At 71.3% G+C, this 20451-nt stretch carries 22 protein-coding genes and 1 tRNA gene; 14 read left to right on the top strand and 9 right to left on the bottom strand.

Features of this window, described 5'->3' with window-relative positions; genetic code table 11:
• Window positions 1–53: 53 nt before the first annotated feature.
• The 6 genes from D3272_RS09990 (at window position 54) to D3272_RS09965 (ending at window position 6317) form a co-directional block, all read left to right on the top strand.
• Complete coding sequence (locus D3272_RS09990) at window positions 54–941, top strand: N-acetylmuramic acid 6-phosphate etherase (RefSeq protein ID WP_129219019.1); 888 nt, start codon at window positions 54–56, stop codon at window positions 939–941.
• A 62-nt stretch (window positions 942–1003) separates the two neighbouring features.
• Window positions 1004–2269 (top strand): ABC transporter substrate-binding protein, encoded by a 1266-nt coding sequence (locus D3272_RS09985; RefSeq protein WP_129219018.1) that lies wholly within the window; start codon window positions 1004–1006, stop codon window positions 2267–2269.
• 164 nt (window positions 2270–2433) lie between these two features.
• Complete coding sequence (locus tag D3272_RS09980) at window positions 2434–3411, top strand: carbohydrate ABC transporter permease (protein ID WP_129219017.1); 978 nt, start codon at window positions 2434–2436, stop codon at window positions 3409–3411.
• A gap of 7 nt (window positions 3412–3418) precedes the next feature.
• Entirely contained in the window at window positions 3419–4258 is an 840-nt protein-coding gene (locus D3272_RS09975; protein ID WP_129219016.1) for a carbohydrate ABC transporter permease, read from the top strand.
• Complete coding sequence (locus D3272_RS09970; protein ID WP_129219015.1) at window positions 4255–5304, top strand: Gfo/Idh/MocA family protein; 1050 nt, start codon at window positions 4255–4257, stop codon at window positions 5302–5304. Before D3272_RS09975 ends, D3272_RS09970 begins: the two co-directional genes overlap by 4 nt.
• Before the next feature lie 11 nt (window positions 5305–5315).
• Window positions 5316–6317 carry an ABC transporter ATP-binding protein gene (locus D3272_RS09965; protein ID WP_129219014.1) on the top strand — a complete coding sequence of 334 codons (1002 nt, stop codon included), beginning with the start codon at window positions 5316–5318 and terminating at the stop codon, window positions 6315–6317.
• A gap of 47 nt (window positions 6318–6364) precedes the next feature.
• Here the strand turns inward: D3272_RS09965 and D3272_RS09960 are convergent, their stop codons facing one another.
• Complete coding sequence (locus D3272_RS09960; RefSeq protein WP_129219013.1) at window positions 6365–6910, bottom strand: hypothetical protein; 546 nt, start codon at window positions 6908–6910, stop codon at window positions 6365–6367.
• The gene (locus D3272_RS09955; RefSeq protein WP_129219012.1) at window positions 6907–7215 is read right to left on the bottom strand and encodes a hypothetical protein; all 309 of its coding nucleotides are present in this window, start codon (window positions 7213–7215) and stop codon (window positions 6907–6909) included. Before D3272_RS09955 ends, D3272_RS09960 begins: the two co-directional genes overlap by 4 nt.
• Before the next feature lie 118 nt (window positions 7216–7333).
• On the opposite strand from D3272_RS09955, the gene D3272_RS09950 reads away from it, so the two are divergent.
• Both D3272_RS09950 and D3272_RS09945 read left to right on the top strand, forming a co-directional pair.
• Window positions 7334–7561, top strand: coding sequence for a hypothetical protein (locus D3272_RS09950; RefSeq protein WP_129219011.1), 228 nt, complete (start codon window positions 7334–7336; stop codon window positions 7559–7561).
• Window positions 7562–7643: 82 nt separating this feature from the next.
• Window positions 7644–8516: an MBL fold metallo-hydrolase gene (locus D3272_RS09945; protein ID WP_129219010.1), complete on the top strand. Its 873-nt coding sequence runs from the start codon at window positions 7644–7646 to the stop codon at window positions 8514–8516.
• A gap of 110 nt (window positions 8517–8626) precedes the next feature.
• Here D3272_RS09945 and D3272_RS09940 read toward each other — a convergent pair.
• The 5 genes from D3272_RS09940 to D3272_RS09920 all read right to left on the bottom strand — a co-directional run bounded on the left by D3272_RS09940 (window position 8627) and on the right by D3272_RS09920 (window position 12865).
• A tRNA-Val gene (locus D3272_RS09940) sits at window positions 8627–8701 on the bottom strand.
• Between the two features lie 67 nt (window positions 8702–8768).
• Window positions 8769–9947 carry a choline ABC transporter ATP-binding protein gene (gene choV, locus D3272_RS09935; protein WP_129219009.1) on the bottom strand — a complete coding sequence of 393 codons (1179 nt, stop codon included), beginning with the start codon at window positions 9945–9947 and terminating at the stop codon, window positions 8769–8771.
• Window positions 9944–10804 (bottom strand): ABC transporter permease subunit, encoded by an 861-nt coding sequence (locus D3272_RS09930; protein ID WP_129219008.1) that lies wholly within the window; start codon window positions 10802–10804, stop codon window positions 9944–9946. The genes choV and D3272_RS09930 overlap by 4 nt, the downstream gene beginning before the upstream one ends.
• Before the next feature lie 22 nt (window positions 10805–10826).
• Window positions 10827–11774 (bottom strand): choline ABC transporter substrate-binding protein, encoded by a 948-nt coding sequence (locus tag D3272_RS09925; protein WP_129219007.1) that lies wholly within the window; start codon window positions 11772–11774, stop codon window positions 10827–10829.
• A 98-nt stretch (window positions 11775–11872) separates the two neighbouring features.
• A complete protein-coding gene (locus D3272_RS09920; RefSeq protein ID WP_129219006.1) occupies window positions 11873–12865 on the bottom strand; it encodes an asparaginase in 993 nt (330 codons plus the stop codon).
• A gap of 144 nt (window positions 12866–13009) precedes the next feature.
• Between D3272_RS09920 and dapD the strand changes: the two genes are divergently transcribed.
• Genes dapD through dapE form a run of 3 tightly spaced genes read left to right on the top strand, consistent with a single transcriptional unit; the run spans window position 13010 to window position 15550 of the window.
• Entirely contained in the window at window positions 13010–13870 is an 861-nt protein-coding gene (gene dapD / locus D3272_RS09915; protein ID WP_129219005.1) for a 2,3,4,5-tetrahydropyridine-2,6-dicarboxylate N-succinyltransferase, read from the top strand.
• Between the two features lie 7 nt (window positions 13871–13877).
• Window positions 13878–14363 carry a DUF805 domain-containing protein gene (locus tag D3272_RS09910; RefSeq protein ID WP_165361295.1) on the top strand — a complete coding sequence of 162 codons (486 nt, stop codon included), beginning with the start codon at window positions 13878–13880 and terminating at the stop codon, window positions 14361–14363.
• Window positions 14360–15550: a succinyl-diaminopimelate desuccinylase gene (dapE, locus tag D3272_RS09905; RefSeq protein ID WP_129219003.1), complete on the top strand. Its 1191-nt coding sequence runs from the start codon at window positions 14360–14362 to the stop codon at window positions 15548–15550. Before D3272_RS09910 ends, dapE begins: the two co-directional genes overlap by 4 nt.
• 35 nt (window positions 15551–15585) lie before the next feature.
• Here dapE and D3272_RS09900 read toward each other — a convergent pair whose 3' ends face one another.
• A complete protein-coding gene (locus D3272_RS09900; RefSeq protein ID WP_129219002.1) occupies window positions 15586–15786 on the bottom strand; it encodes a hypothetical protein in 201 nt (66 codons plus the stop codon).
• A gap of 189 nt (window positions 15787–15975) precedes the next feature.
• Window positions 15976–16572: a nitroreductase family protein gene (locus D3272_RS09895; protein WP_129219001.1), complete on the bottom strand. Its 597-nt coding sequence runs from the start codon at window positions 16570–16572 to the stop codon at window positions 15976–15978.
• A gap of 123 nt (window positions 16573–16695) precedes the next feature.
• Here D3272_RS09895 and D3272_RS09890 point away from each other — a divergent pair, with 123 nt between their 5' ends.
• The 3 genes from D3272_RS09890 (at window position 16696) to D3272_RS09880 (ending at window position 20442) form a co-directional block, all read left to right on the top strand.
• A complete protein-coding gene (locus D3272_RS09890) occupies window positions 16696–17178 on the top strand; it encodes a MaoC family dehydratase (protein ID WP_245496472.1) in 483 nt (160 codons plus the stop codon).
• 500 nt (window positions 17179–17678) lie between these two features.
• Complete coding sequence (locus D3272_RS09885) at window positions 17679–18815, top strand: ABC transporter substrate-binding protein (protein WP_129219000.1); 1137 nt, start codon at window positions 17679–17681, stop codon at window positions 18813–18815.
• Between the two features lie 136 nt (window positions 18816–18951).
• Window positions 18952–20442 (top strand): sugar ABC transporter ATP-binding protein, encoded by a 1491-nt coding sequence (locus D3272_RS09880; RefSeq protein WP_129218999.1) that lies wholly within the window; start codon window positions 18952–18954, stop codon window positions 20440–20442.
• The last annotated feature ends 9 nt before the right edge of the window (window positions 20443–20451 follow it).

Genomic DNA, 20451 nt, shown 5'->3' with positions numbered 1-20451 from the left:
AGAGGTATGGGACTGGTATCAATTCGGTCCCGCAACCAACGGCACGGGCCCCCATGGCAACGGCGACCACCGAGCGCACCGACACGGCCTACGACGACCTCGACCTGTGGTCGGACGTCCGGGTGGTCGACGCCATGGCGGCCTCGCAACGGGACGCGCTGGCGTCGGTCGCGGCGGCGGGCGAGGCCCTGTCGGGCGCCATCGCGGCCACGGCCGCGGCGCTCCGGGGCGGCGGGCGCCTGGCCTATGCGGGTGCCGGCTCGTCCGGCCTCATCGCCCAGCTCGACAGGCTGGAACTGCCCGGCACCTTCGGGATCCCGCTCGACCGCCTGCCGCTGATCCTGGCCGGCGGGCCGGATGCCCTCGGGGCGCTGTCGGGCGCCAGCGAGGACGACGTCGCGGCCGGCGCGGCGGCCGTCGCCGAGCAGGGCCTCGGGGCGGGCGACGCGCTGGTGGCCCTGTCGGCCAGCGGCGGCACGCCCTTCACGGTGGCGGCGCTGCGGGCGGCCGCGGCGCGCGGCGCCGTCACGGTCGGCATCGCCTGCGTGGCGGGCTCGCCCCTTCTGGCGGCGAGCCACCACGCCATCGTGCTCGGCACGCCGCCCGAGGTGCTGGCCGGCTCGACGCGGCTCGCCGCCGGCACGGCGCAGAAATGCGCGCTCAACATCCTGTCGACCGGCGTCGCGCTGCGGCTCGGCCACGGCTATCGCGGCCTCATGGTCAACATGGTGCCGGACAATGCCAAGCTGAGGGGCCGCGCCGTCGCCATCGTGGCGCGGGCCGCCGGCATCGCGCCGGACCGGGCCGAGGCGGCACTGGCGGCGGCCGACGGGTCGATCAAGGTGGCGGTGACGCTGGCGGGTGCCGGCATCGACGCCGCGGAAGCCCGGGCGCGGCTCGCCCGCACGGGCGGCGACATCCGGGCGGCGCTGCGGACATGACCTGTCCGGCGCGGCCGGCGACGAAACGAGCGGCACGTGGGTGCCGGAACGGAGGACACACGATGAGCATGAAAGCCGTGACATCCTGGGCGTTGGCCGGCGTGGCGCTGGCGGCGGTCGCCCTTCCGGCGCGCGCCGCCGACGCCACCCTCACCATCGAGAGCTGGCGCAACGACGACCTGCCCATCTGGCAGGAGAAGATCGTCCCGGCCTTCGAGAAGAGCCACCCGGGCATCAAGCTGAACTTCCAGCCGACGGCGCCGAAGGAATACAACGCCGCCCTCAACTCGAAGCTCGACGCCGGCACGGCCGGCGACATCATCGCCTGCCGGCCCTTCGACGCCTCGCTCGACCTCTTCAAGAAGAAGGAGCTGACGAGCGTCAACGACATCCCGGGCATGAACAACTTCGGCCCGGTGGCCAAGGCCGGCTGGTCGACCGACGACGGCGCCACCACCTTCTGCGTGCCGGTGGCGGCCGTGCTGCACGGCTTCATCTACAACAAGGACGCCTTCAAGAAGGTCGGCATCGCGACCCCGCCGGCCACGGCCGACGAGTTCTTCGCCGACCTCGACAAGATCAAGAAGGACGGCACCTACGTGCCGCTCGCCATGGGCACGCCCGACCAGTGGGAAGCCGCCACCATGGGCTACCAGGTGATCGGCCCCAACTATTGGCACGGCGAGGACGGCCGCAAGGCGCTGATCGCCGGCAAGGAGAAGCTGACCGACCCCGAATGGGTCGAGCCCTTCCGGCAGCTCGCCCGGTGGGCGCCCTACATGGGCGACGGCTTCAAGGCGCAGTCCTACCCCGATTCGCAGAACATGTTCACGCTCGGCCGCGCCGCCATCTACCCGGCGGGCTCCTGGGAGATCGCCCAGTTCGAAAGCCAGGCGCAGTTCCCCATGGGCGCCTTCCCGGCCCCCGTCCCCAAGGCCGGCGACCCCTGCTACCTGTCCGACCACGTCGACATCGCCTTCGGCATGAACCCCAAGACCAAGAGCCCCGAGGCCGCCAAGGCCTTCCTGACCTGGGTGGCGTCGCCCGACTTCGCCAAGCTCTATTCGAACGCGCTGCCGGGCTTCTTCTCGCTGCAGACCCAGCCGATCGACGTCGAGAACCCGCTGGCCAAGGAGTTCGTGAGCTTCCGCAAGGACTGCAAGTCGACCATCCGGTCCACCTACCAGATCCTGTCGCGCGGCACGCCCAACCTCGAGAACGAGACCTGGGTCGAATCCGCCAACGTGATCAACGGCACCGACACGCCCGAACAGGCCGCCGCCAAGCTGCAGAAGGGCCTCGACAGCTGGTACCACCCGGCCAAGTGAAGCGCCGGGCGCTCCCTTCTCCCCGTTGGGGAGAAGGGGCCCGGCAGGGCGGATGAGGGGACGGCAGCTTCGCCCAGAACCCCTCATCCGGCGCTGCGCGCCACCTTCTCCCCGGAGGGGAGAAGGGCGGAGCCGAACCGGCCGCAGATCCCGTGGAATCCCCCATGACCGACGTCGACCACCTCGCCCTGGACGCCCCCCTGCCGGCGCTGGCCGCCCCCGGCGCCGCGCCGGCACGGCGCCACCGCCTGCACATCGCGGTCTTCCTGGCGCCGGCGCTGCTGGTCTACACGGCCGTGATGATCGTGCCGCTGTTCGACACGCTGCGGCTCGCCCTCTACACGCGGGTCGACGGCGTGTCGGCCTTCGTCGGCCTCGCCAACTTCCGCGCGCTCTTCGGCGAGCCGCGCTGGTCCGAGCACCTGTGGTCGGCGCTCGGCAACAACCTCGTCTTCTTCCTCATCCACATGCTGCTGCAGAACCCAATCGGCGTGGCGCTCGCCGCGATGCTGTCGCTGCCGCGGCTGCGGGGGGGCGCCTTCTACCGGACGGCCTTCTTCCTCCCCACCATGCTGTCCTTCGTCATCGTGGGCTTCACCTGGAAGCTGATCCTGTCCCCCATCTGGGGCGTCACGCCCATGCTGCTCGGCGCCGTAGGGCTGAAGGGCTGGTTCCACCCCTGGCTCGGCCAGGAATCCTCCGCGCTGATCACGCTCGCGCTGATCTCCGTCTGGCAATACGTCGGCATCCCCATGATGCTGATCTACGCGGCCCTGCTGGGCATCCCCGACGAGGTGGTGGAGGCGGCCGAGCTCGACGGCATCACGGGCTTCAGCCAGTTCCTCAAGATCAAGCTGCCGTTGATCTGGCCCACCATCGGCATCTGCTCGATCCTGACCTTCGTGGGCAACTTCAACGCCTTCGACCTCATCTACACGGTGCAGGGGGCGCTGGCCGGCCCGAACTTCTCGACCGACATCCTCGGCACCTTCCTGTTCCGAACCTTCTTCGGCAACCAGCTGCAGCTCGGCGACCCCAACATGGGCGCCGCCATCGCCACCGTGATGTTCGCCATCATCCTTGTCGGCGTCTCGGTCTACCTGTTCGGCATCCAGCGGCGCATGCGCCGCTACCAGTTCTGAGGGCGGCATGGACCGGTCCCGCTCGTCCCCCCTCGGCCGCGGCCTCGTCCACGTGGCGCTGCTCGCCTATACGGCGCTGTGCCTCGCGCCCGTGCTGCTCGTCGTGGTCAATTCCTTCAAGAGCCGCCGCGCCATCTTCGCGGCGCCGCTGACCTGGCCCGACGCGTCGAGCTTCGACCTCGTCGGCTACCGGACGGTGCTGGGCCAGGGCGTGTTCCTCAACTACTTCATCAACAGCATGATCGTCACGGTGGGCTCCATCGCGGCCGTGCTGCTGTTCGGCGCCATGGCGGCCTTCGCGCTCAGCGAATACCGCTTCAGGCTCAACACGGCGCTGGGCCTCTTCCTCGCCCTCGGCATCATGGTGCCGATCCGCCTCGGGACGGTGTCGATCCTGCAGATGATGGTGGCGGCGCGCCTCGTCGACACGCATCTCGGCCTGATCCTCATCTACACGGCGCAGGGCCTGCCGGTGGCGGTGTTCATCCTGTCGGAGTTCATGCAGGGCGTGTCCAAGGACCTGAAGGACGCCGGGCGGATCGACGGGCTCGGCGAATACACGATCTTCTTCCGCCTGGTGCTGCCGCTGGTGCGGCCGGCCCTCGCCACCGTCGCGGTCTTCACCATGGTGCCGATCTGGAACGACCTGTGGTTCCCGCTGATCGTGGCGCCCGGCGAGGCGACCCGCACGGTGACGCTGGGCGCGCAAAGCTTCATCGGCCAGTTCGTCACCAACTGGAACGCCGTGCTGGCCGCCCTCACGCTGGCGATCCTGCCCGTGCTGGCGCTCTACCTCGCCTTCTCGCGCCAGCTCATCCGCGGCATCACGGCCGGAGCCGTCAAATGACCCCGATCCGCACCCTCGTCGTCGGCCTCGGCCAGATGGGACGCGCCCACGCGCTCGCCTATGCGGCCGACCCGGCCTTCGCCATCGTGGGCCTCGTCAACCGCTCGCCGGTCGACCTGCCGGAGGCGCTCGCGGGCTGCCGGCGCATGGCGAGCTTCGCCGAGGGGCTGGCGCTGAAGCCCGACCTCGTCTGCATCGCCTCCTACACGGACAGCCACGCCGACTACGCGGTCGCCGCCCTGGAAGCCGGCGCCCACGTCTTCGTCGAGAAGCCGCTCGCCGCGACGGTGGAGGACGCCGAACGGGTGGTGGCCACGGCGCGGCGCACCGGGCGCAAGCTCGTCGTCGGCTACATCCTGCGCCACCACCCGAGCTGGATCCGCTTCATCGCCGAGGCGCGCGAGATCGGGCCGCCCTTCGTCATGCGGATGAACCTCAACCAGCAATCCTCCGGCCCCGCCTGGGCGATCCACCGGCGCCTCATGGACAGCACCAGCCCCGTGGTGGATTGCGGCGTGCACTACCTCGACGTCATGCTGCAGATCACCGACAGCCCTCCCGTGCAGGTGCGCGGCATGGGGGTGCGGCTGTCGGACGAGATCGCGCCCGGCCAGGTGAACTACGGCCACCTGCAGGTGCTCTTCGCCGACGGCTCGGTCGGCTGGTACGAGGCCGGCTGGGGGCCGATGATCTCCGAGACGGCCTTCTTCGTGAAGGACGTCATGGGCCCGCGCGGCGCCGTGTCGATCGTCATGGACGAGGGCGCGGCCTCGGCCGACGTCGAGACCCACACCAAGACGGCGCGCATCCGCGTCCATCGGGCCGAGACGGGACCCGACGGCGGTTTCCTGGCGCCCGACACGCTGCTCTCCATGGCGGACGAGCCCGGCCACGACGCGCTCTGCGCGCGCGAACAGCGCTTCGTGCGCGATGCCATCCTCGAGGACCGCGACCTCGGCCGCCACATGGACGACGCCGTGCGCTCGCTGGCCGTGGTGCTGGCCGCCGACCGCTCCATGCGCGAAAACCGAGCGATCGACCTGTGAGGACCGACGGAATGGGTGCGCTGGACCTCAGGGCGATCCGCAAGAGCTTCGGCGCGATCGACGTCATCCGGGGCGTCGACCTCGAGGTCGCCACCGGCGAGTTCACGGTCTTCGTCGGGCCGTCGGGCTGCGGGAAGTCGACGCTGCTGCGCATCATCGCGGGGCTGGAGGACCAGACCTCGGGCGACCTGTCCATCGCGGGCCGGCTCATGAACGGCGTGCCGCCCGCGAAACGCGGCATCGCCATGGTGTTCCAGAGCTACGCGCTCTACCCCCACCTCACCGTGGAGGGCAACATGGGCCTGGCGCTGAAGCAGGAGGGCGTCGAGCGCTCGGCCATCGCGGCCCGCATCGCCCGCGCCTCCGGGCTGCTGCAGCTCGACCCGCTGCTGTCGCGCCGCCCCGCCGAACTGTCGGGCGGGCAGCGCCAGCGCGTCGCCATCGGCCGCGCCATCGTGCGCGAGCCCAAGCTGTTCCTGTTCGACGAGCCCCTGTCGAACCTCGACGCCGCGCTGCGCGTCGGCACGCGGCTCGAGATCGCCAAGCTGCACCGGCAGCTCGGCGCCACCATGGTCTACGTCACGCACGACCAGGTCGAGGCCATGACGCTGGCCGACAAGATCGTGGTGCTGCGCGCCGGCGTCGTCGAGCAGGTCGGCTCGCCGCTCGACCTCTACCGCCGCCCCGCCAACCGCTTCGTGGCGGGCTTCATCGGTTCCCCCGCCATGAACTTCGCCGAGGGCGAGGCGGCAGCGCGGGTGGGCGCGGCGGCCATCGGCGTGCGGCCCGAGCATCTCGCGGTGTCGGAGGACGGCGCCTGGACCGGCACCCTGTCGCATGCCGAGCATCTCGGCTCCGACACGATGCTCTACGTCGACGTGCCCGGCATGGGCCTGATGACGGCTCGGGTCGGCGGCGAGGACGACCATGCGATCGGCTCCCGCGTCGGCCTCACGCCCCGCGACGGCCGCATCCACCGGTTCGACGCCGAGGGGCGGACGATCGGGGGGTAGCGGGCATCGGACGACCGGACAAGGGTTGTCCCGCCTTCGTCCCGGGTTCAGCGCGCGTGGCGAGGCGGGAGGGCGGGAGCCGGGGCCGTGCGGACATGCCGCGGACCGGCGCCGCCCCTGCGGCCCTTCCGGGCTGCCAGCGACGCCCCCGCGGCGAGCCCGACGGCGAGGGCGGCATAGGCGCCGACCATGCCGCCCTTCGACAGCACCAGTTCCCAGCCCGGCGTGAAGCGCTTGGGGGTCGCGCCGTAATCCACCGCCGCCGCGACCGCCGACATGACCAGGGCGTCGCGCATCAGGGCGGCCGGGGTCGCGGCCGGCCGGCGGCGCTGCCAGGCCATGAAGGGCAGCGCCCAGAACAGGCAGGCGGCGTGGTTCGTGGCGATGCCGACGCCGGTGCGGCGGCGGTCCGCGCCGCTGTGGAGTCCGGCGAAGTCGCCGTTCAGCCAATGGCTGGTGGCGTTGATGGGACGCAACGGCGCCAGATCTTCGGCTTCGGCCGCCATGGCGAGGCCGACGAAGGTGGCGAGGCTCGCCACCGAGCCCGTGGCCAGGGTCGCGGCCGCGAGGCTCGGCGGGCGGGCGGGCCTCATCGGGCGAGGAAGAACACGACGACGACGATCGCCACCACGGCTACCAGCCCGACCATCGCCAGGATCGGGCCGTTGGTCTTCGGCTTGTCGTTAGCGGTGGCGATGCGGCCGATCTTCTGTTCCTGCTCGCGCGCCAGGGCGACGCGCTCGGGGCTCGCCGGCGTGCCGCCGGCCTCGTCGCAGGTGCCGAGCGACGCCATGCCGGGATCCGCCGTGACGTTCTTGTCCCCGGTGCGGCCGGAATCGATGTCGTCCTTGAGCTGGAGGACGGTGTCCCCGCGGGCCGGGCGATGCGCGTCTTCCATGGTGTGTCTCCGTGATGTCGGCTCTGGCCCGTGCAACGCCGCGACGCCGCGGAAAGGTGCCGGCCTTGACGTCGCGGCCGGCCGCGGCATCTCCGGGACGACACCGGAGAGCGCCACGATGTTCGAATGCTGGGTCTACAAGGACGAGCCGCATGTGCGGCTGGTGGTGAAGGCGGGGGCCATGCTGCCGACCGAACTCGGCCACAAGGACTGGACGCTGCTCGGGCCCTGGGACGCCGCCCCCGACACCGCCCACGAGGTGGAACACCGCGGCTTCCACTTCTTCAAGGTCGACGAAGCGGTGGACCCGTCCCATTTCAAGGACGCGGCCGCCTCCGGCAACTGAGGCCCGAGCCTTGCCGGCGCGTCGCGGCGCTCGATAAACGGGGCACCGCCCTGGACATCCCCGGGGCATCGGAGCGCGACCCATGACCATCCAGCCCGACGTGCAGGCGCCGGCCCTCAACCGCCGCAAGGTCGGCGACTACGTCGTCACCTACCTCAGCGACGGCTTCCTCGACGGATCCTTCTCCTACCTGCAGGGGATCGAGGCCGCCGAGGCCGAGAGCCTGTTGACGGCGGCGCATCGCCCACCGCTGGCCCATATCGCCATCGCCTCCTACGTGATCCAGGGCGGCGGCCGCACCGTCCTGGTCGATGCCGGGACGGGCGGCTTCAACGGCTGGGGCGGGCGCTTCCCCGTGGCCCTGGCGGCGGCCGGCGTCGAGCCCGCCGACGTCGACGCGGTGCTGCTGACCCACGCCCACGTCGACCACGTTGGCGGCCTGACCCTGCACGGCAAGCCGATCTTCCCCAAGGCCGAGGTGATCATCAGCGAGGCCGAGGCGGCGTTCTGGCAGGACGACGCCATCATGGCTTCGGCGGGCGGGGACGCCAGACCCTTCTTCGACGCGGCCCGGCTCGCCCTCGACGCCTATGCGCCGCGGCTCAAGCGCGTCGGGGCCGGCGAGGTGCTGCCCGGCATCGCGCTCGTGCCGCTGCCCGGCCACACGCCCGGCCATTCGGGCTATCACATCCAGTCGGGCGCCGATCAGCTGCTGATCTGGGCCGACATCACCCACATGGCCGACATCCAGATCCGCAAGCCCGAGGTCACGATCGGCTTCGACGTCGATCCCGACCAGGCGCGGGCGACGCGGATGAAGGTGCTCGACCAGGTGGCCAGCGACCGGCTGGCGGTGGCGGGCATGCATCTCAACATGCCGGGCTTCCTCACCGTGGAGCGCCACGGCGCCGGCTACGCCAAGGTCGACCTGCCCTGGACGCCGTCCCTGCTCTGACGCGACACCGGTGCGCCCCGCCGCCACGGGCGGGGCGCACCGGCCTATCGGGCACCACGACAGCAAAAAGCCTCCGGAGTGATCCGAAGGCTTTTTCGACCGGTATGAACTGGTGGGCGGTACAGGGTTTGAACCTGTGACCCCTGCGATGTCAACACAGTGCTCTACCGCTGAGCTAACCGCCCGGTAAAGGCGTGTGTAGCGGCGGCGCCGGCGCGACGCAAGCGGAAAATCCCCCGCAGGGCGCCCCGTTCACCGGCCCAGCAGGGCGCGGAAAAGGTCGTCGTCGCCGGCCCCGCCGATGAGGCGGCCGTCGGCATCGACCACGGCGAGGCCGGCCGCGCCGCGGCGGCGCAGCGCGACCGCGTCCTTGAGCGACAGGCTCCTGGGCGCCGTCACCAAGGTGCCGGCGAGGTTCTCGGCACCCGCCGCGGCGAGCGGCACGATGCGCAGCGGCGCCCCCGCCGCCATGGCGTCGGCCGGCGCCCCGCCCGGGCCCGCCGCCACGGTGACGCCGGGGGCCAGCAGCAGGCCGTCACCCCGGCGCGGCAGGGCCGCCAGCGGCACCATGAAGGTGTCGGCCTTCAGCGCGTCGAGCGGGTTCATGTGGCGGACGAAGGCCGTGACGTAGGGGTCGGCGGGGCGGAGCACGATGTCGGCCACGGTGCCGGCCTGGACGATGCGGCCGCCCTCCATGATGACGATGCGGTTGCCGAGCTTGGCGGCCTCGTCGAGGTCGTGCGACACGAACAGGATGGTCTTCTTCAGCCGCGCCTGCAGTTCCAGGAGTTCGTCCTGCAGGCGGGCGCGGATCAGCGGGTCGAGGGCCGAGAAGGGCTCGTCCATCAGCAGGATGTCGGCGTCGGTGGCGAAGGCGCGGGCGAGGCCGACGCGCTGCTGCATGCCGCCCGAAAGCTCGTGGGCGTGTTTGTCGGCCCAGCGCTCCAGCCCGACCATGGCGAGCTTCTCGTCGACGATGCGCTCGCGCTCGCGCCGGCCGAGGCCGCGCAGCTCGAGCCCCATGCCGACGTTGTCGCGCACGCTGCGCCAGGGCAGCAGGGCGAACTGCTGGAACACCATGGCGACGACGCCCGAGCGCAGGCCCCGCAGGGTCGCGGCATCGCAGGCGCAGACGTCGACGTCCCGGCCCGCGTGGCGCACCGTGACGCTGCCCCGGGCCGGGCGGACGAGGCGGTTCACGGCGCGCAGCAGGGTCGATTTGCCGGAGCCCGACAGGCCCATCAGCACGCAGATCTCGCCCGCCGCGACGGCGAGGTCGGCCCCCGCCACGCCCACCACGTGACCGGTGGCGGCGAGGATGTCGTCGCGGCCCCGGCCCGCATCGAGCATGGCGAGGGCGCGGGCGGGCTTCGGGCCGAAGACGATGTCGACGGCCCGGAAGGCGATGGCGGGGGGCGCCTCCGCCGTCATGGCGCCACGGGTCCGGCGGCGGGGCGGCGGAACAGCCGGTCGAGCAGCACGGCGACGAGCACGATGGCGATGCCGGCCTCGAAGCCCATGGCGGGGCGTACCTGGTTCAGCGAGCGCAGCACCGGCACGCCGAGCCCGCCCGACCCCACCATGGTGGCGATCACCGACATGGACAGGGCCAGCATGATGGCCTGGGTGAGCCCTTCCATGATGGCCGGCAGCGCGTGGGGCAGTTCCACCTTGCGCAGGAGCTGCCAGGGCGTGGCGCCGAAGGCTTCCCCGGCCTCGCGCAGGGGCAGCGGCACCGAGGCGATGCCGAGCTGCGTCATGCGGATGGGGGCCGGCACGGCGAAGATCACGGTGGCGATGATGCCCGGCACCACGCCGAGGCCGAAGAGCGACAGCATGGGGATGAGGTAGACGAAGGTCGGCAGCGTCTGCATCAGGTCCAGCACCGGCCGGAGGGCGCGGGCGAGGGCGCGGGAATGCCCGGCCAGGATGCCGACCGGCACGCCGACCAGCATGGAGGCGGCGGTGGCGTAGAAGGTGATGACCAGCGTCGTCACGGTTTCGCGCCAGTAGCCCTGGTTCAGGATGAAGAGCAGCGCCGCCAGGGCGAAGAGCGCCAGCGGCCAGGAGCGGCGCAGCGCGAAGGCCAAACCCGCCACGAGGAGGCAGAAGACGGGCGGCGGCAGGGCGCCGAGCCCCGCCACGCTGTGGTCGATGAGGAAGCTCAAGCCGTCCGACACGTCGTCGAAGAACAGGCCGGAACCGTCCTTCAGGGCGTTCATGCCGGCGTTGAGCCAGGGGCCGACGGGGATTTTGTGGGCGGTGACGAGGCCCGTCACGGGGTCCATGGCGAGGGTCCCGCCGCGGCCCCTAGAGCCCCAGGCTCGCCTTCACGGCCGGCAGGCCGGGCTGCCCGTCCAGCATCGTGACGCCGGCCAGCCAGGCGTCGAGCGCCGCCGGATCGGCCTTCAGCCAGTCGGTGGCGGCCTTGTCGGCCTCCTGCCCGTCGAACAGGATGGAGCCCATGATGGTGTTCTCCATGGGCAGGGTGAACTTCAGCTGGTCGAGCAGGCGACCGAGGTTCGGGCAGTCCTGGCGCAGGCCGGCCCGCACGTTGGTCAGCACCGTGGCGCCGCCGTAGTTCGGCCCGAAGACGTCGTCGCCGCCCGACAGGTAGTCCAACTTGAACTTGGTGTTCATGGGATGCGGCTCCCAGCCCAGGAACACGATGGGCTCGTGCCGCTTCACCGCGCGTTCCACCTGGGACAGCATGCCCTGCTCGCTCGACTCGACCACGTCGAAGCCCTTGAGGCCGAACTTGTCGTCCTTGATCATGCCGAGGATCAGGCGGTTGCCGTCGTTGCCCGGCTCGATGCCATAGATCTTGCCGTCGAGCTTGTCCTTGAACTTGGCGATGTCGGCGAAGCTCTTCAGGCCGGCCGCGTAGGTGTAGTCCGGCACGGCGAGCGTGTATTTGGCGCCGGTGAGGTTGGTGCCCACCACCTCGACCGTGTGGTCGTCGACATAGGGCTTCCGGTCGGCCTCCATCGTGGGCATCCAGTTGCCGAGGAAGACGTCGACCTGCCTCGCATGCAGCGACTGGTAGGTGACGGGGACGGAAAGCACGTCGGTGTGGGGGGCATAGCCGAGGCCCTTCAGCACCGCCGAAACCGTCGCCGTGGTGGCGGTGATGTCGGTCCAGCCGACGTCGGAGAACTTCACGGTCCTGCAGGCGGGCGGGTCGCCGGCCGCCTGGGCCGCCCCGCCCGCCAGGGTCGACAGGACCGCCAGCGCGGCGCCGAACATCATGCTTCGCATGCAGACCTCCCGATGGGCTCGTTCTCCGACGATAGCAAAAGCTAGACCAGAGCCGGGACGGCCGCGAGGGGAAAACACGCGCCGCCTGAGGACGCCGGTCAATAGGTGGCGAAGACGCGGCGGATCTCGTCGGGGTCGCGGCCGCGGGTCAGCGCCAGGGCGAGCAGGATGCGGGCCTTCCAGGGCGACAGGTTGTCGGCGCCGATGACGCCGCCCCGGCGCACCCGCTCGCCGTCGACCGCGACGCCGCTGCCGACCCGCGTCGCCAGCACCACCGCGACCCCGGCCGCGACGGCCTCGGCGAGCGCGGCGAACTCGGCCCCCGTCGACATGCCCGGCGCGAAGGCGGCCTGGACGAGCCCCCGCGCGCCGGCCGCCACGAAGGCCCGCACCGCCGTGCCGTCCGCCCCCGCGTAGGACGTCACGATGTCGACGCGCGGCATGCGGGCGAGGTCGGCGACGTCGAATTCCGTGTCGGGCACGTGGCGCCGCTCGGCCCGCCGGTAGTAGCGCACGTGGGGCCCGTCGACCTGCCCGAGGATGCCGAAGTCCGGCGTCCGGAAGGTTTGCAGGCGGGTCGTCGACGTCTTGGCGACCTCGCGGGCCGCCTGGATCTCGTCGTTCAGCACCACCAGCACGCCGCGCCCGCGCGAGGCCGGGTCCGCCGCGACCCGCACGGCGCCGAGGAGGTTCGCGTGGGCGTCGGAGGACAGGCCGCTCAGCGGGCGCTGCGAGCCCACCAGCACCACCGGGATGGCGAGCTTGAGGGTGAGGTTCAGCGCATAGGCGGTCTCCTCCAGCGTCGCCGTGCCGTGGCCGATGACGATGCCGGCGAGGTCCGGGTCGCGGGCGGCGAGCCCGGTGCAGAGGGTAGCGAGTTCATGCCACACGCCAAAGTCCATCGCCGAGCTTTCGACGGCGCGGAACGCCACCGGCACGACCTCGGCCACCTGCCCGAGTTCGGGCACGGCCGCGGCGATGTCCGGGGCGTCGAGGCGGCGCTCGTGCCGGCCGTAGTCCAGGATGTCGAGGCTGTCGGCGCCGAGCGACGACATGGTGCCGCCCGTGCCGATGAAGGCGATCTTCCGCATGCCGAACTCCTCCGTGGCGCGACCGGCCCGTCCTTGGCAGGACGGGGCGCGGGCGGCAAGCCCGGAGGCCCGCCCGCGGTTGACATCGCAGGGCCGCCGCCCGAAACCTCGCGCCGCATCGCAGCGCAGAGGAGTTCGGGCAGCATGGCGGATCACGGCGCACTTCAGGCCATCATCGAGCGGGCCTTCGAGGACCGGGCCGCCATCACGCCGGGGACCTCGGGCGAGGTGCGCGACGCCGTCGACCGCGCCCTGTCGCTGCTCGACTCGGGCGAGTTGCGCGTCGCCACCAAGGTGGCGGGCGCGACCGGCCCGACCAGTTGGACCGTGCACCAGTGGCTGAAGAAGGCCGTGCTCCTGTCCTTCCGGCTGAACGACATGGTCATGGTGCCGGGCGGGCCGGGCGGCTCCTCCTGGTACGACAAGGTCCCGTCGAAGTTCGAGGGCTGGGGCGAGAACCAGTGGGCCGCGGCCGGCTTCCGCGCCGTGCCGAACTGCGTGGTGCGCCGCTCCGCCTATGTGGCGCCCGGCGCCATCCTGATGCCGTCCTTCGTCAACCTCGGCGCCTCCGTCGGGGCCGGCACCATGGTGGACACCTGGGTCACGGTGGGCTCCTGCGCGCAGATCGGCAGCAACGTGCACCTGTCGGGCGGCGTCGGCATCGGCGGCGTGCTCGAGCCGCTGCAGGCCAACCCCACCATCATCGAGGACGACTGCTTCATCGGGGCGCGCTCGGAAGTCGTCGAGGGCGTGATCGTGGGCCAGGGCTCGGTCCTGTCCATGGGCGTCTTCATCTCGGCCTCGACCAAGATCGTCGACCGCGCCACCGGCGAGGTGCATGTCGGCTACGTGCCGCCCTATTCGGTGGTGGTGTCGGGCAACCTGCCCGGCCGGCCCCTGCCCGACGGCACGCCCGGCCCCTCGCTCTACTGCGCCGTGATCGTCAAGACCGTGGATGCCCAGACACGGTCGAAGACGGCCATCAACGACCTCCTGCGGGACTGACCCCGCCTTGGCCGACGCGGGCTTCCGCTTCCTCTACCGCGAGGACCGCGGCCGCATCTCCCGCGCCGCCTGGTGGCGGGGCACGCTGCCGCTGGCGGTGCTGGTGGGGCTGGCGACGGCGGGCTGGATCGCGGTGCGGCCCTACGCGGTGCACGACCTCCGCAGCCAGCCCTTCATCGACGGCGCCACCGTGGGGGCCTACCTGTACCTCGCCGCATACGCGTTCGGGCTGATCCTGGCGGCCGTGTGTTCCTACAACGTCTCGGCCAAGCGCTTCCGCGACCGCGGCCGCCCCGGGCGCTGGGCCGCGGTCCTGCCCCTGGCGGCCTTCCTGACGGGGGCGCTCGTCTGGTTCATCCCGCAGAGCTTCGGGACCGTGCCGGGCTGGGCCGGCCAGGCCGCCGAGACCGTCCTGCTGCTCGTCGTGGTTTGGAACGTCGTCGAACTCGGCTTTCGACCGACGGACGTGAAGAACCGGAGGATCCTGCCGTGACCGACACGCCCTCCGCCCTCGACGTGCTCCTGGCCCTGCTGCGGTGCCGCTCGGTCACGCCCGCGGAGGGCGGGGCGCTCGCCGTGCTGCAGGGGCTCTTGGAGCCCGCCGGCTTCGCCGTGCACCGGCCGACCTTTTCCGAGCCCGGCACGCCCGACGTCGAGAACTTCTACGCCCGCATCGGCACCGGGGCGCCCCACATCGTCTTCGCCGGCCACACCGACGTGGTGCCGCCGGGCGACGAGGCCGCCTGGCGCTTCCCGCCCTTCTCCGGGGCGGTGGCGGACGGCATGGTGTGGGGCCGCGGCGCCTGCGACATGAAAGGCGGCATCGCGGCGGCGGTGGCGGCGGCGCTGGCCCATGTGGCGCGGCACGGGATCCAACGCGGCTCGATCTCCTTCCTCGTCACGGGCGACGAGGAAGGGCCCGCCGTCAACGGCACCGCCAAGCTGCTCGACTGGGCGCGGGCGCGGGGCGAGCGCTTCGACGGCTGCATTCTCGGGGAACCCACCAACCCGACGCGGATGGGCGAGACCATCAAGATCGGGCGCCGGGGCTCGCTCACCGGCGACCTCGTGATCGAAGGCCGGCAGGGGCACGTCGCCTATCCCGGCCTCGCCGACAACCCGATCCCCCGGATGATGCGGGCGCTCGGGGCGCTGGCGGCCGAGCCGCTCGACGCCGGCACGGCGCATTTCGACCCCTCGAACTTCGAGGTCGTGACGGTCGACACCGGAAATCCGTCGGCCAACGTCATCCCGGCGGCGTGCCGCGCGCGGTTCAACGTGCGCTTCAACGACACCTGGCGGCCCGACACGCTGTCGGCGGAGATCCGCCGCCGCCTCGCCGCCGCCGGCATCGGCGCCCACCGCCTCACCTTCGCGCCGTGCAACGCCCTCGCCTTCGTGACGGCGCCCGGCCCCTTCACCCGCATCGTGGCGGAGGCCGTGGAGGCCGAGACCGGCGTGGTGCCGGCCCTGTCGACGACGGGCGGGACGTCGGACGCCCGCTTCATCACGCGGGACTGCCCGGTGGTGGAATTCGGCCTCGTGGGCCGGACCATGCATGCCGTCGACGAAAGCGTCGACCTCGCCGACCTCGAAACCCTGCAACGCATCTATGCCGGCGTTCTCGCGGCCGCCATGGGCCCCGGCGCCTCCGGCGGCCTGCCGACCGCGGCCGCGTGAACGCGGCCGGGGCCGGCGTCAGGGGTGGCCCGGCCTCACTGGCACTTGCTTTCCTGCTTGTCGCAATAGAGGTCCGGCGCGTTGCGCTCCGCATGTTGCGGATGTCGGGCGCTGGCGGTCTGGCCGGGGATGATGCGGTGCTGCCCGACCGACGCCGAGGCGGACGAGACCGCGACGCCGCTCATCATCAGCACCGTCGCCGCCAGTACAGCCGTGCGCGTCACGATCGTCGTCATGGTCATAGCCCTATAGAATGAGGAACGACTCAGATATTGATCGCAACTGCCGCGTCGGTGAAGGTCTAAAATAAAGTTTATGGGGCGGGATGCGCGGCGCCTCCGCCGGGCCCATCACAGAAGCGCCACGATATCGTGGCGCTTCCGCAGCACGCGGTCGCGTCCGGCCCGAGGGCCGGGACGCGAGGCTCACGCCTTGAAGCGCCCTTCCATGGCCAGGGCGGCGAGCGGGTGGCGGTCGTTCGGCTGCTCGCGGGCCTGCAGGCCCTCCGGCAGGCTCGCCTTGTCGCCGATGCGGCCGAGCGCGATGGCGCATTCCACGCGGTAGCCCTGCGGCACGTCGAGCTCGGCGAAGGCCCGCTCGAGGTCGAACCCCACCATGCCGTGCGTGTACCAGTCGCGCATCTGGGCCTGCAGCGCGAAGCTCATCCAGGCCGCACCGGCATCGAAGGAGTGGGAATGCGACGGCACGTCCTTCTCCTGTCCGGGCGGGCGCATCAGCGAGTTCGACACCACCACGACGAGGGCGGCAGCCGTGCGGGCCCAGGACTGGTTGAAGGGGTTCAGGAGCCCGAGCAGCGCGTCGAAGGCCGGCGTGCCCCGTCGCCCGTAGATGAAGCGCGCGGGCTGCGAATTGTAGGAGGACGGCGCCCAGCGCGCGGCTTCGAGGAGGCCGAGGAGCTCGTCTTCGGCGATCGTGTCGGGCGCGAAGGCGCGCGGCGACCAGCGGGCGAGGAAGACCGGGTCGACGGGGTGCTCGGCCCGGCGGGGGGAAGGGATCGTCATGGCGTGGTCTCGCTGTCGCCGGCGCGGCGCCGGCCCCCGGGCACTTGCCGCCAATCGCGGCGTCCCGCAAGCTCCCGGCGAGGTCGCGGCAAGGTCGCGGGACGGCGCGGCGGGAGACGGGCGATGGCGCAGGATGGCGGAGCGTCGGGGATGCAGGGCGGGCTGACGCTCGACGACCTCGCGGTCGGGCGGCGCTTCGAAAGCGGCACCCACGCGCTCGACGCGGACCAGATCGTGGCCTTCGCGTCGCAGTTCGACCCGCAGCGCTTCCACCTCGACGACGCCGCGGCGCGGGACACGCTCTTCGGCGGCCTCGCCGCCAGCGGCTGGCACACGGCCGCCATCACCATGCGGCTGCTGGTGGGTGGGGGCGCGCCCTTCGCCGGCGGCCTCATCGGCGCCGGCGGCGAGATCGCCTGGCCGCGGCCGACGCGCCCGGGCGACGTCCTCCAGGTGTTCAGCGAGGTGATGGCGGTGACCCCGTCCCGCTCCAAGCCCCACCGGGGCAGCGTCACGCTGCGCAGCGAGACGCGCAACCAGCGGGGCGAGGTGGTGCAGACGCTGGTCACCCGGCTGATCGTGCCGCGCCGGACCGCCGGGGCCTGAACGGGCGGACCGGCCCGCGCCGTCGGCCAGGATGCGGCGACGTCGGTGAAGGTTTGACGTCCCCTTGCATCGCCACCGACAGCTTCGGGGTCCGTCGGCGGACAGCGCTTCGAGCCCGGCCGCGGTCCGGCTCCGGACGCCGAGCCCCGAAGATTGCAGCACGGGACAGGGGGCCCGAACCCTCCGCTCGCGTCCCCGGCAAGCTTCGCCTGCCCGAGGATCGGGCCGACGTCGGCGCTCCCGTCGCCGTTCCGGTGATGGCGAGCCCGCTCGATCGGACCTGGACGGCAGGGTGAGGCCCGGGGGTGGGACTCCGGGGTGCTCGGCCGTTTCGGTCCCGTCTCGATGTTCAATTCGGATAAAATGCACGTTGTCGGCACCGGCACCTGACGTAGGTTCTGCTCACCACGGCTCAACAGAAGCCGATCCGAGGAGACGCTGGCGGCGGATGTGACATCCACAGGCACGGCTCCTCAACCCTTTAGGTCGGAGGAACCATCATGAAGAGGCTCGTCGGCGCGCTCATCGGCGCCACTATCCTGTCTGGGCTGTGCACGCCGTCGCGCGCCGATGAGTACAAGGGGGCGCCGCGCACTTTCCTCTTCAATCCCTCTCCGGACGTGTGCTTCAAGGACGCGGCGAAGTACAAGAAGGCAGGGCCTTACACCATCGGCTTCGCCAACGCAGGGCTCGGCGACAGCTGGCGCGTGGTGGCGCTCGACTCGATGAAGAAGGCCGCCGGCGACCACAAGGACCAGATCAAGCATCTGCTGATCACCGATGCCGGACACGACGACGCCAAGCAGATCGCCGACATCCAGGATCTCGTGTCGCGCGGCGTCGATCTCCTCATCGTCTCGGCCAACACCGAGAAGGCGCTCGACCCGGCGGTGTCCCGCGTGATGAAGCAGGGCATCCCCGTCATCATGGTCGACCGCCGCACGTCCTCGGACAACTTCGTCACCTTCGTGACGGCGAGCGACCAGCTCGAGGGGCGTCTGTGGGCTCAGTGGCTGGTGGAGAAGCTCAACGGCAAGGGCAACGTCATCATCCTGGGCGGTCAGGCCGGTTCGAGCCCCAACGAGGCCCGGGTGCGCGCCGCCATGCAGGTCTTCGACCAGTATCCGGACATCAAGATCCTCGACACGGTCTATTCGGACTGGAGCCCCGTCAAGGGCAAGCAGGTGATGCAGGCCGTCATCGCCAAGTACGGCAAGAAGATCGACGCCGTCCTGTCGACCCACGGCCTCCAGACCCCAGGGTCCATCGAAGCCTTCGTCGAGGCCGGCTACAAGGACGGGGAAATCCCGCCCCACACCAGCGCCGACGTGAACGGCGCCCTGCAGATGGCCTTGAAGCACAAGGTGGCGGATCTCGAGGTCGGCTACCCGCCGGCCATGTATGGGCTCGCCATCGAGACGGCGCTGAAGGTCTTGTCCGGCGCCAAGGTCGCCTGCACGACGCAGATCAACGCGCAGATCGGCCTGACCCACGGCGACGAGACCGCCTCGGTGCCGCATCCCGACCTCTACATCGACCAGATGGTGTCGATGGACGGGCCGCCCGACATGCTGGTCACCGGCGGCATGGGCCCCGGCTACGATCCGAAGTCCTACAAGGCCGACTACAACCAGTGATGTGACGCGGCCGGCGGTGGACGCTGCCGCATTCCGCCTGCGTCTCCGCCGGCCCGCCGCCAGGCCGGCCGGGACCGCTCCGCTCGAGGCGGGTTCGGTCTCGCCCCCACGCGCTCACCTCACGGAGGCTTCCGGCATGCTGTCCCTGACCGACATCAGCAAGACCTTTCCCGGCGTCAAGGCGCTGCAGGGCGTCAGCCTCGACGTCCAGTCGGGCGAGATCCACGCCCTGGCGGGGGAGAACGGAGCCGGCAAGTCGACGCTGACCCGGGTGATCGCCGGTGTCCATGCGCCGACCGAGGGAACGATGAGCTTCGCGGGCCAGCCCGTGGCCTGGACGTCGCCGCGCGACGCGACCGCGGCCGGCATCCACGTGATCTACCAGGAGTTCAACCTCTTCCCACACCTCTCGGCGGCCGAGAACATCTACATCGGGCACGAGCGCCGCAACGCCCTGGGCTTCGTCGACCATCGCCGGACGCGTCGCGACGCCGCCGAGATCCTGAAGCGCCTCGGCGTCGCCATCGACCCCGACGCGCTCGTCAACGAGCTGTCGGTCGCCGACCAGCAGATGGTCGAGATCGCCCGCGCCCTGGTCCACGACGTCAAGCTGCTGATCCTCGACGAGCCGACCGCCGTGATCTCGGGCCGCGAGGTGGACCTCCTCTTCGAAAGGCTGCACGCGCTGAAGCGGGACGGCGTCGCCATCGTCTACATCTCGCATCGCCTTGAGGAGATCTTCGCCCATTGCGATCGCGTCTCCGTCCTCAAGGACGGCCGGCATGTCGCGACGCGGAACGTCGCCGACATCGACCGCGACACGCTGGTGTCGCTCATGGTCGGCCGCGACATGCACGAACTCTTCCCGCCGCGGCGCCCGGCGCGCGCCGCCGCCCCCGTCGTGCTCGAAGCCAAGGGCATCACCGTCCCCGGCCGCGTGCGCGGCGCCGGGCTCGACCTCAGGGCCGGCACCATCACGGGCCTGTCCGGCATGGTGGGATCCGGCCGCACCGAACTGGCGCTCGCCATCTTCGGGGTCCTCCCGATGGGCGGGGGGTCGGTGGTGGTCGACGGCACGTCCTTCACCAGCATGACGCCCGCCCGCGCCATCGCGCTCGGGATCGGGCTCGTGACGGAGGACCGCAAGGCCCAGGGGCTCGCCATGCTGCTCGACGTGGCGGCCAACGTCACGGCATCGACCCTCGACCAGGTATCGCGCCGCGGCTTTCTCGACCGCCGCCGCGAGACCGCCATCGCCGAGGCGGCGATCCAGTCCTACCGCGTCGCCTGCCGGGGGCCGTCGCAACCGGTGGCGCTCATGTCGGGCGGGAACCAGCAGAAGGTCGTCGTGGCGCGCTGGGCACGGACCTCCCGCCGGGTGCTGATCCTCGACGAGCCGACGCGCGGCGTCGATGTCGGGGCCAAGATGGAGATCTATCGCATCATGCAGACCCTCGCCGACGAGGGTCTCGCCATCCTGATGATCTCGTCCGAACTGCCCGAGATCGTCGGCATGTCGGACCGCGTGGTGGTGATGCGCGAGGGCGCGATCAGCGGCGTGCTCGAGCGAGACGAGATCGACGAGGCCGCCATCGTCACCCTCGCCACGCACCGCGACGCAGCGTGAACCGGAGCA

Origin of the sequence: Lichenibacterium ramalinae, assembly GCF_004137085.1 — a bacterium.
Lineage (GTDB): Bacteria > Pseudomonadota > Alphaproteobacteria > Rhizobiales > Beijerinckiaceae > Lichenihabitans > Lichenihabitans ramalinae.
This window is presented reverse-complemented; position numbering and strand designations above follow the sequence as displayed.

What these genes read in the sequence shown, in the direction of transcription:
- D3272_RS09990 (WP_129219019.1), top strand. Translation starts at nt 54, where the DNA reads ATGGCAACGGCGACCACCGAGCGCACCGACACGGCCTACGACGACCTC.
- D3272_RS09985 (WP_129219018.1), top strand. Translation starts at nt 1,004, where the DNA reads ATGAGCATGAAAGCCGTGACATCCTGGGCGTTGGCCGGCGTGGCGCTG.
- D3272_RS09980 (WP_129219017.1), top strand. Translation starts at nt 2,434, where the DNA reads ATGACCGACGTCGACCACCTCGCCCTGGACGCCCCCCTGCCGGCGCTG.
- D3272_RS09975 (WP_129219016.1), top strand. Translation starts at nt 3,419, where the DNA reads ATGGACCGGTCCCGCTCGTCCCCCCTCGGCCGCGGCCTCGTCCACGTG.
- D3272_RS09970 (WP_129219015.1), top strand. Translation starts at nt 4,255, where the DNA reads ATGACCCCGATCCGCACCCTCGTCGTCGGCCTCGGCCAGATGGGACGC.
- D3272_RS09965 (WP_129219014.1), top strand. Translation starts at nt 5,316, where the DNA reads ATGGGTGCGCTGGACCTCAGGGCGATCCGCAAGAGCTTCGGCGCGATC.
- D3272_RS09960 (WP_129219013.1), bottom strand. Translation starts at nt 6,910, where the DNA reads ATGAGGCCCGCCCGCCCGCCGAGCCTCGCGGCCGCGACCCTGGCCACG.
- D3272_RS09955 (WP_129219012.1), bottom strand. Translation starts at nt 7,215, where the DNA reads ATGGAAGACGCGCATCGCCCGGCCCGCGGGGACACCGTCCTCCAGCTC.
- D3272_RS09950 (WP_129219011.1), top strand. Translation starts at nt 7,334, where the DNA reads ATGTTCGAATGCTGGGTCTACAAGGACGAGCCGCATGTGCGGCTGGTG.
- D3272_RS09945 (WP_129219010.1), top strand. Translation starts at nt 7,644, where the DNA reads ATGACCATCCAGCCCGACGTGCAGGCGCCGGCCCTCAACCGCCGCAAG.
- choV (WP_129219009.1), bottom strand. Translation starts at nt 9,947, where the DNA reads ATGACGGCGGAGGCGCCCCCCGCCATCGCCTTCCGGGCCGTCGACATC.
- D3272_RS09930 (WP_129219008.1), bottom strand. Translation starts at nt 10,804, where the DNA reads ATGGACCCCGTGACGGGCCTCGTCACCGCCCACAAAATCCCCGTCGGC.
- D3272_RS09925 (WP_129219007.1), bottom strand. Translation starts at nt 11,774, where the DNA reads ATGCGAAGCATGATGTTCGGCGCCGCGCTGGCGGTCCTGTCGACCCTG.
- D3272_RS09920 (WP_129219006.1), bottom strand. Translation starts at nt 12,865, where the DNA reads ATGCGGAAGATCGCCTTCATCGGCACGGGCGGCACCATGTCGTCGCTC.
- dapD (WP_129219005.1), top strand. Translation starts at nt 13,010, where the DNA reads ATGGCGGATCACGGCGCACTTCAGGCCATCATCGAGCGGGCCTTCGAG.
- D3272_RS09900 (WP_129219002.1), bottom strand. Translation starts at nt 15,786, where the DNA reads ATGACGACGATCGTGACGCGCACGGCTGTACTGGCGGCGACGGTGCTG.
- D3272_RS09895 (WP_129219001.1), bottom strand. Translation starts at nt 16,572, where the DNA reads ATGACGATCCCTTCCCCCCGCCGGGCCGAGCACCCCGTCGACCCGGTC.
- D3272_RS09890 (WP_245496472.1), top strand. Translation starts at nt 16,696, where the DNA reads ATGGCGCAGGATGGCGGAGCGTCGGGGATGCAGGGCGGGCTGACGCTC.
- D3272_RS09885 (WP_129219000.1), top strand. Translation starts at nt 17,679, where the DNA reads ATGAAGAGGCTCGTCGGCGCGCTCATCGGCGCCACTATCCTGTCTGGG.
- D3272_RS09880 (WP_129218999.1), top strand. Translation starts at nt 18,952, where the DNA reads ATGCTGTCCCTGACCGACATCAGCAAGACCTTTCCCGGCGTCAAGGCG.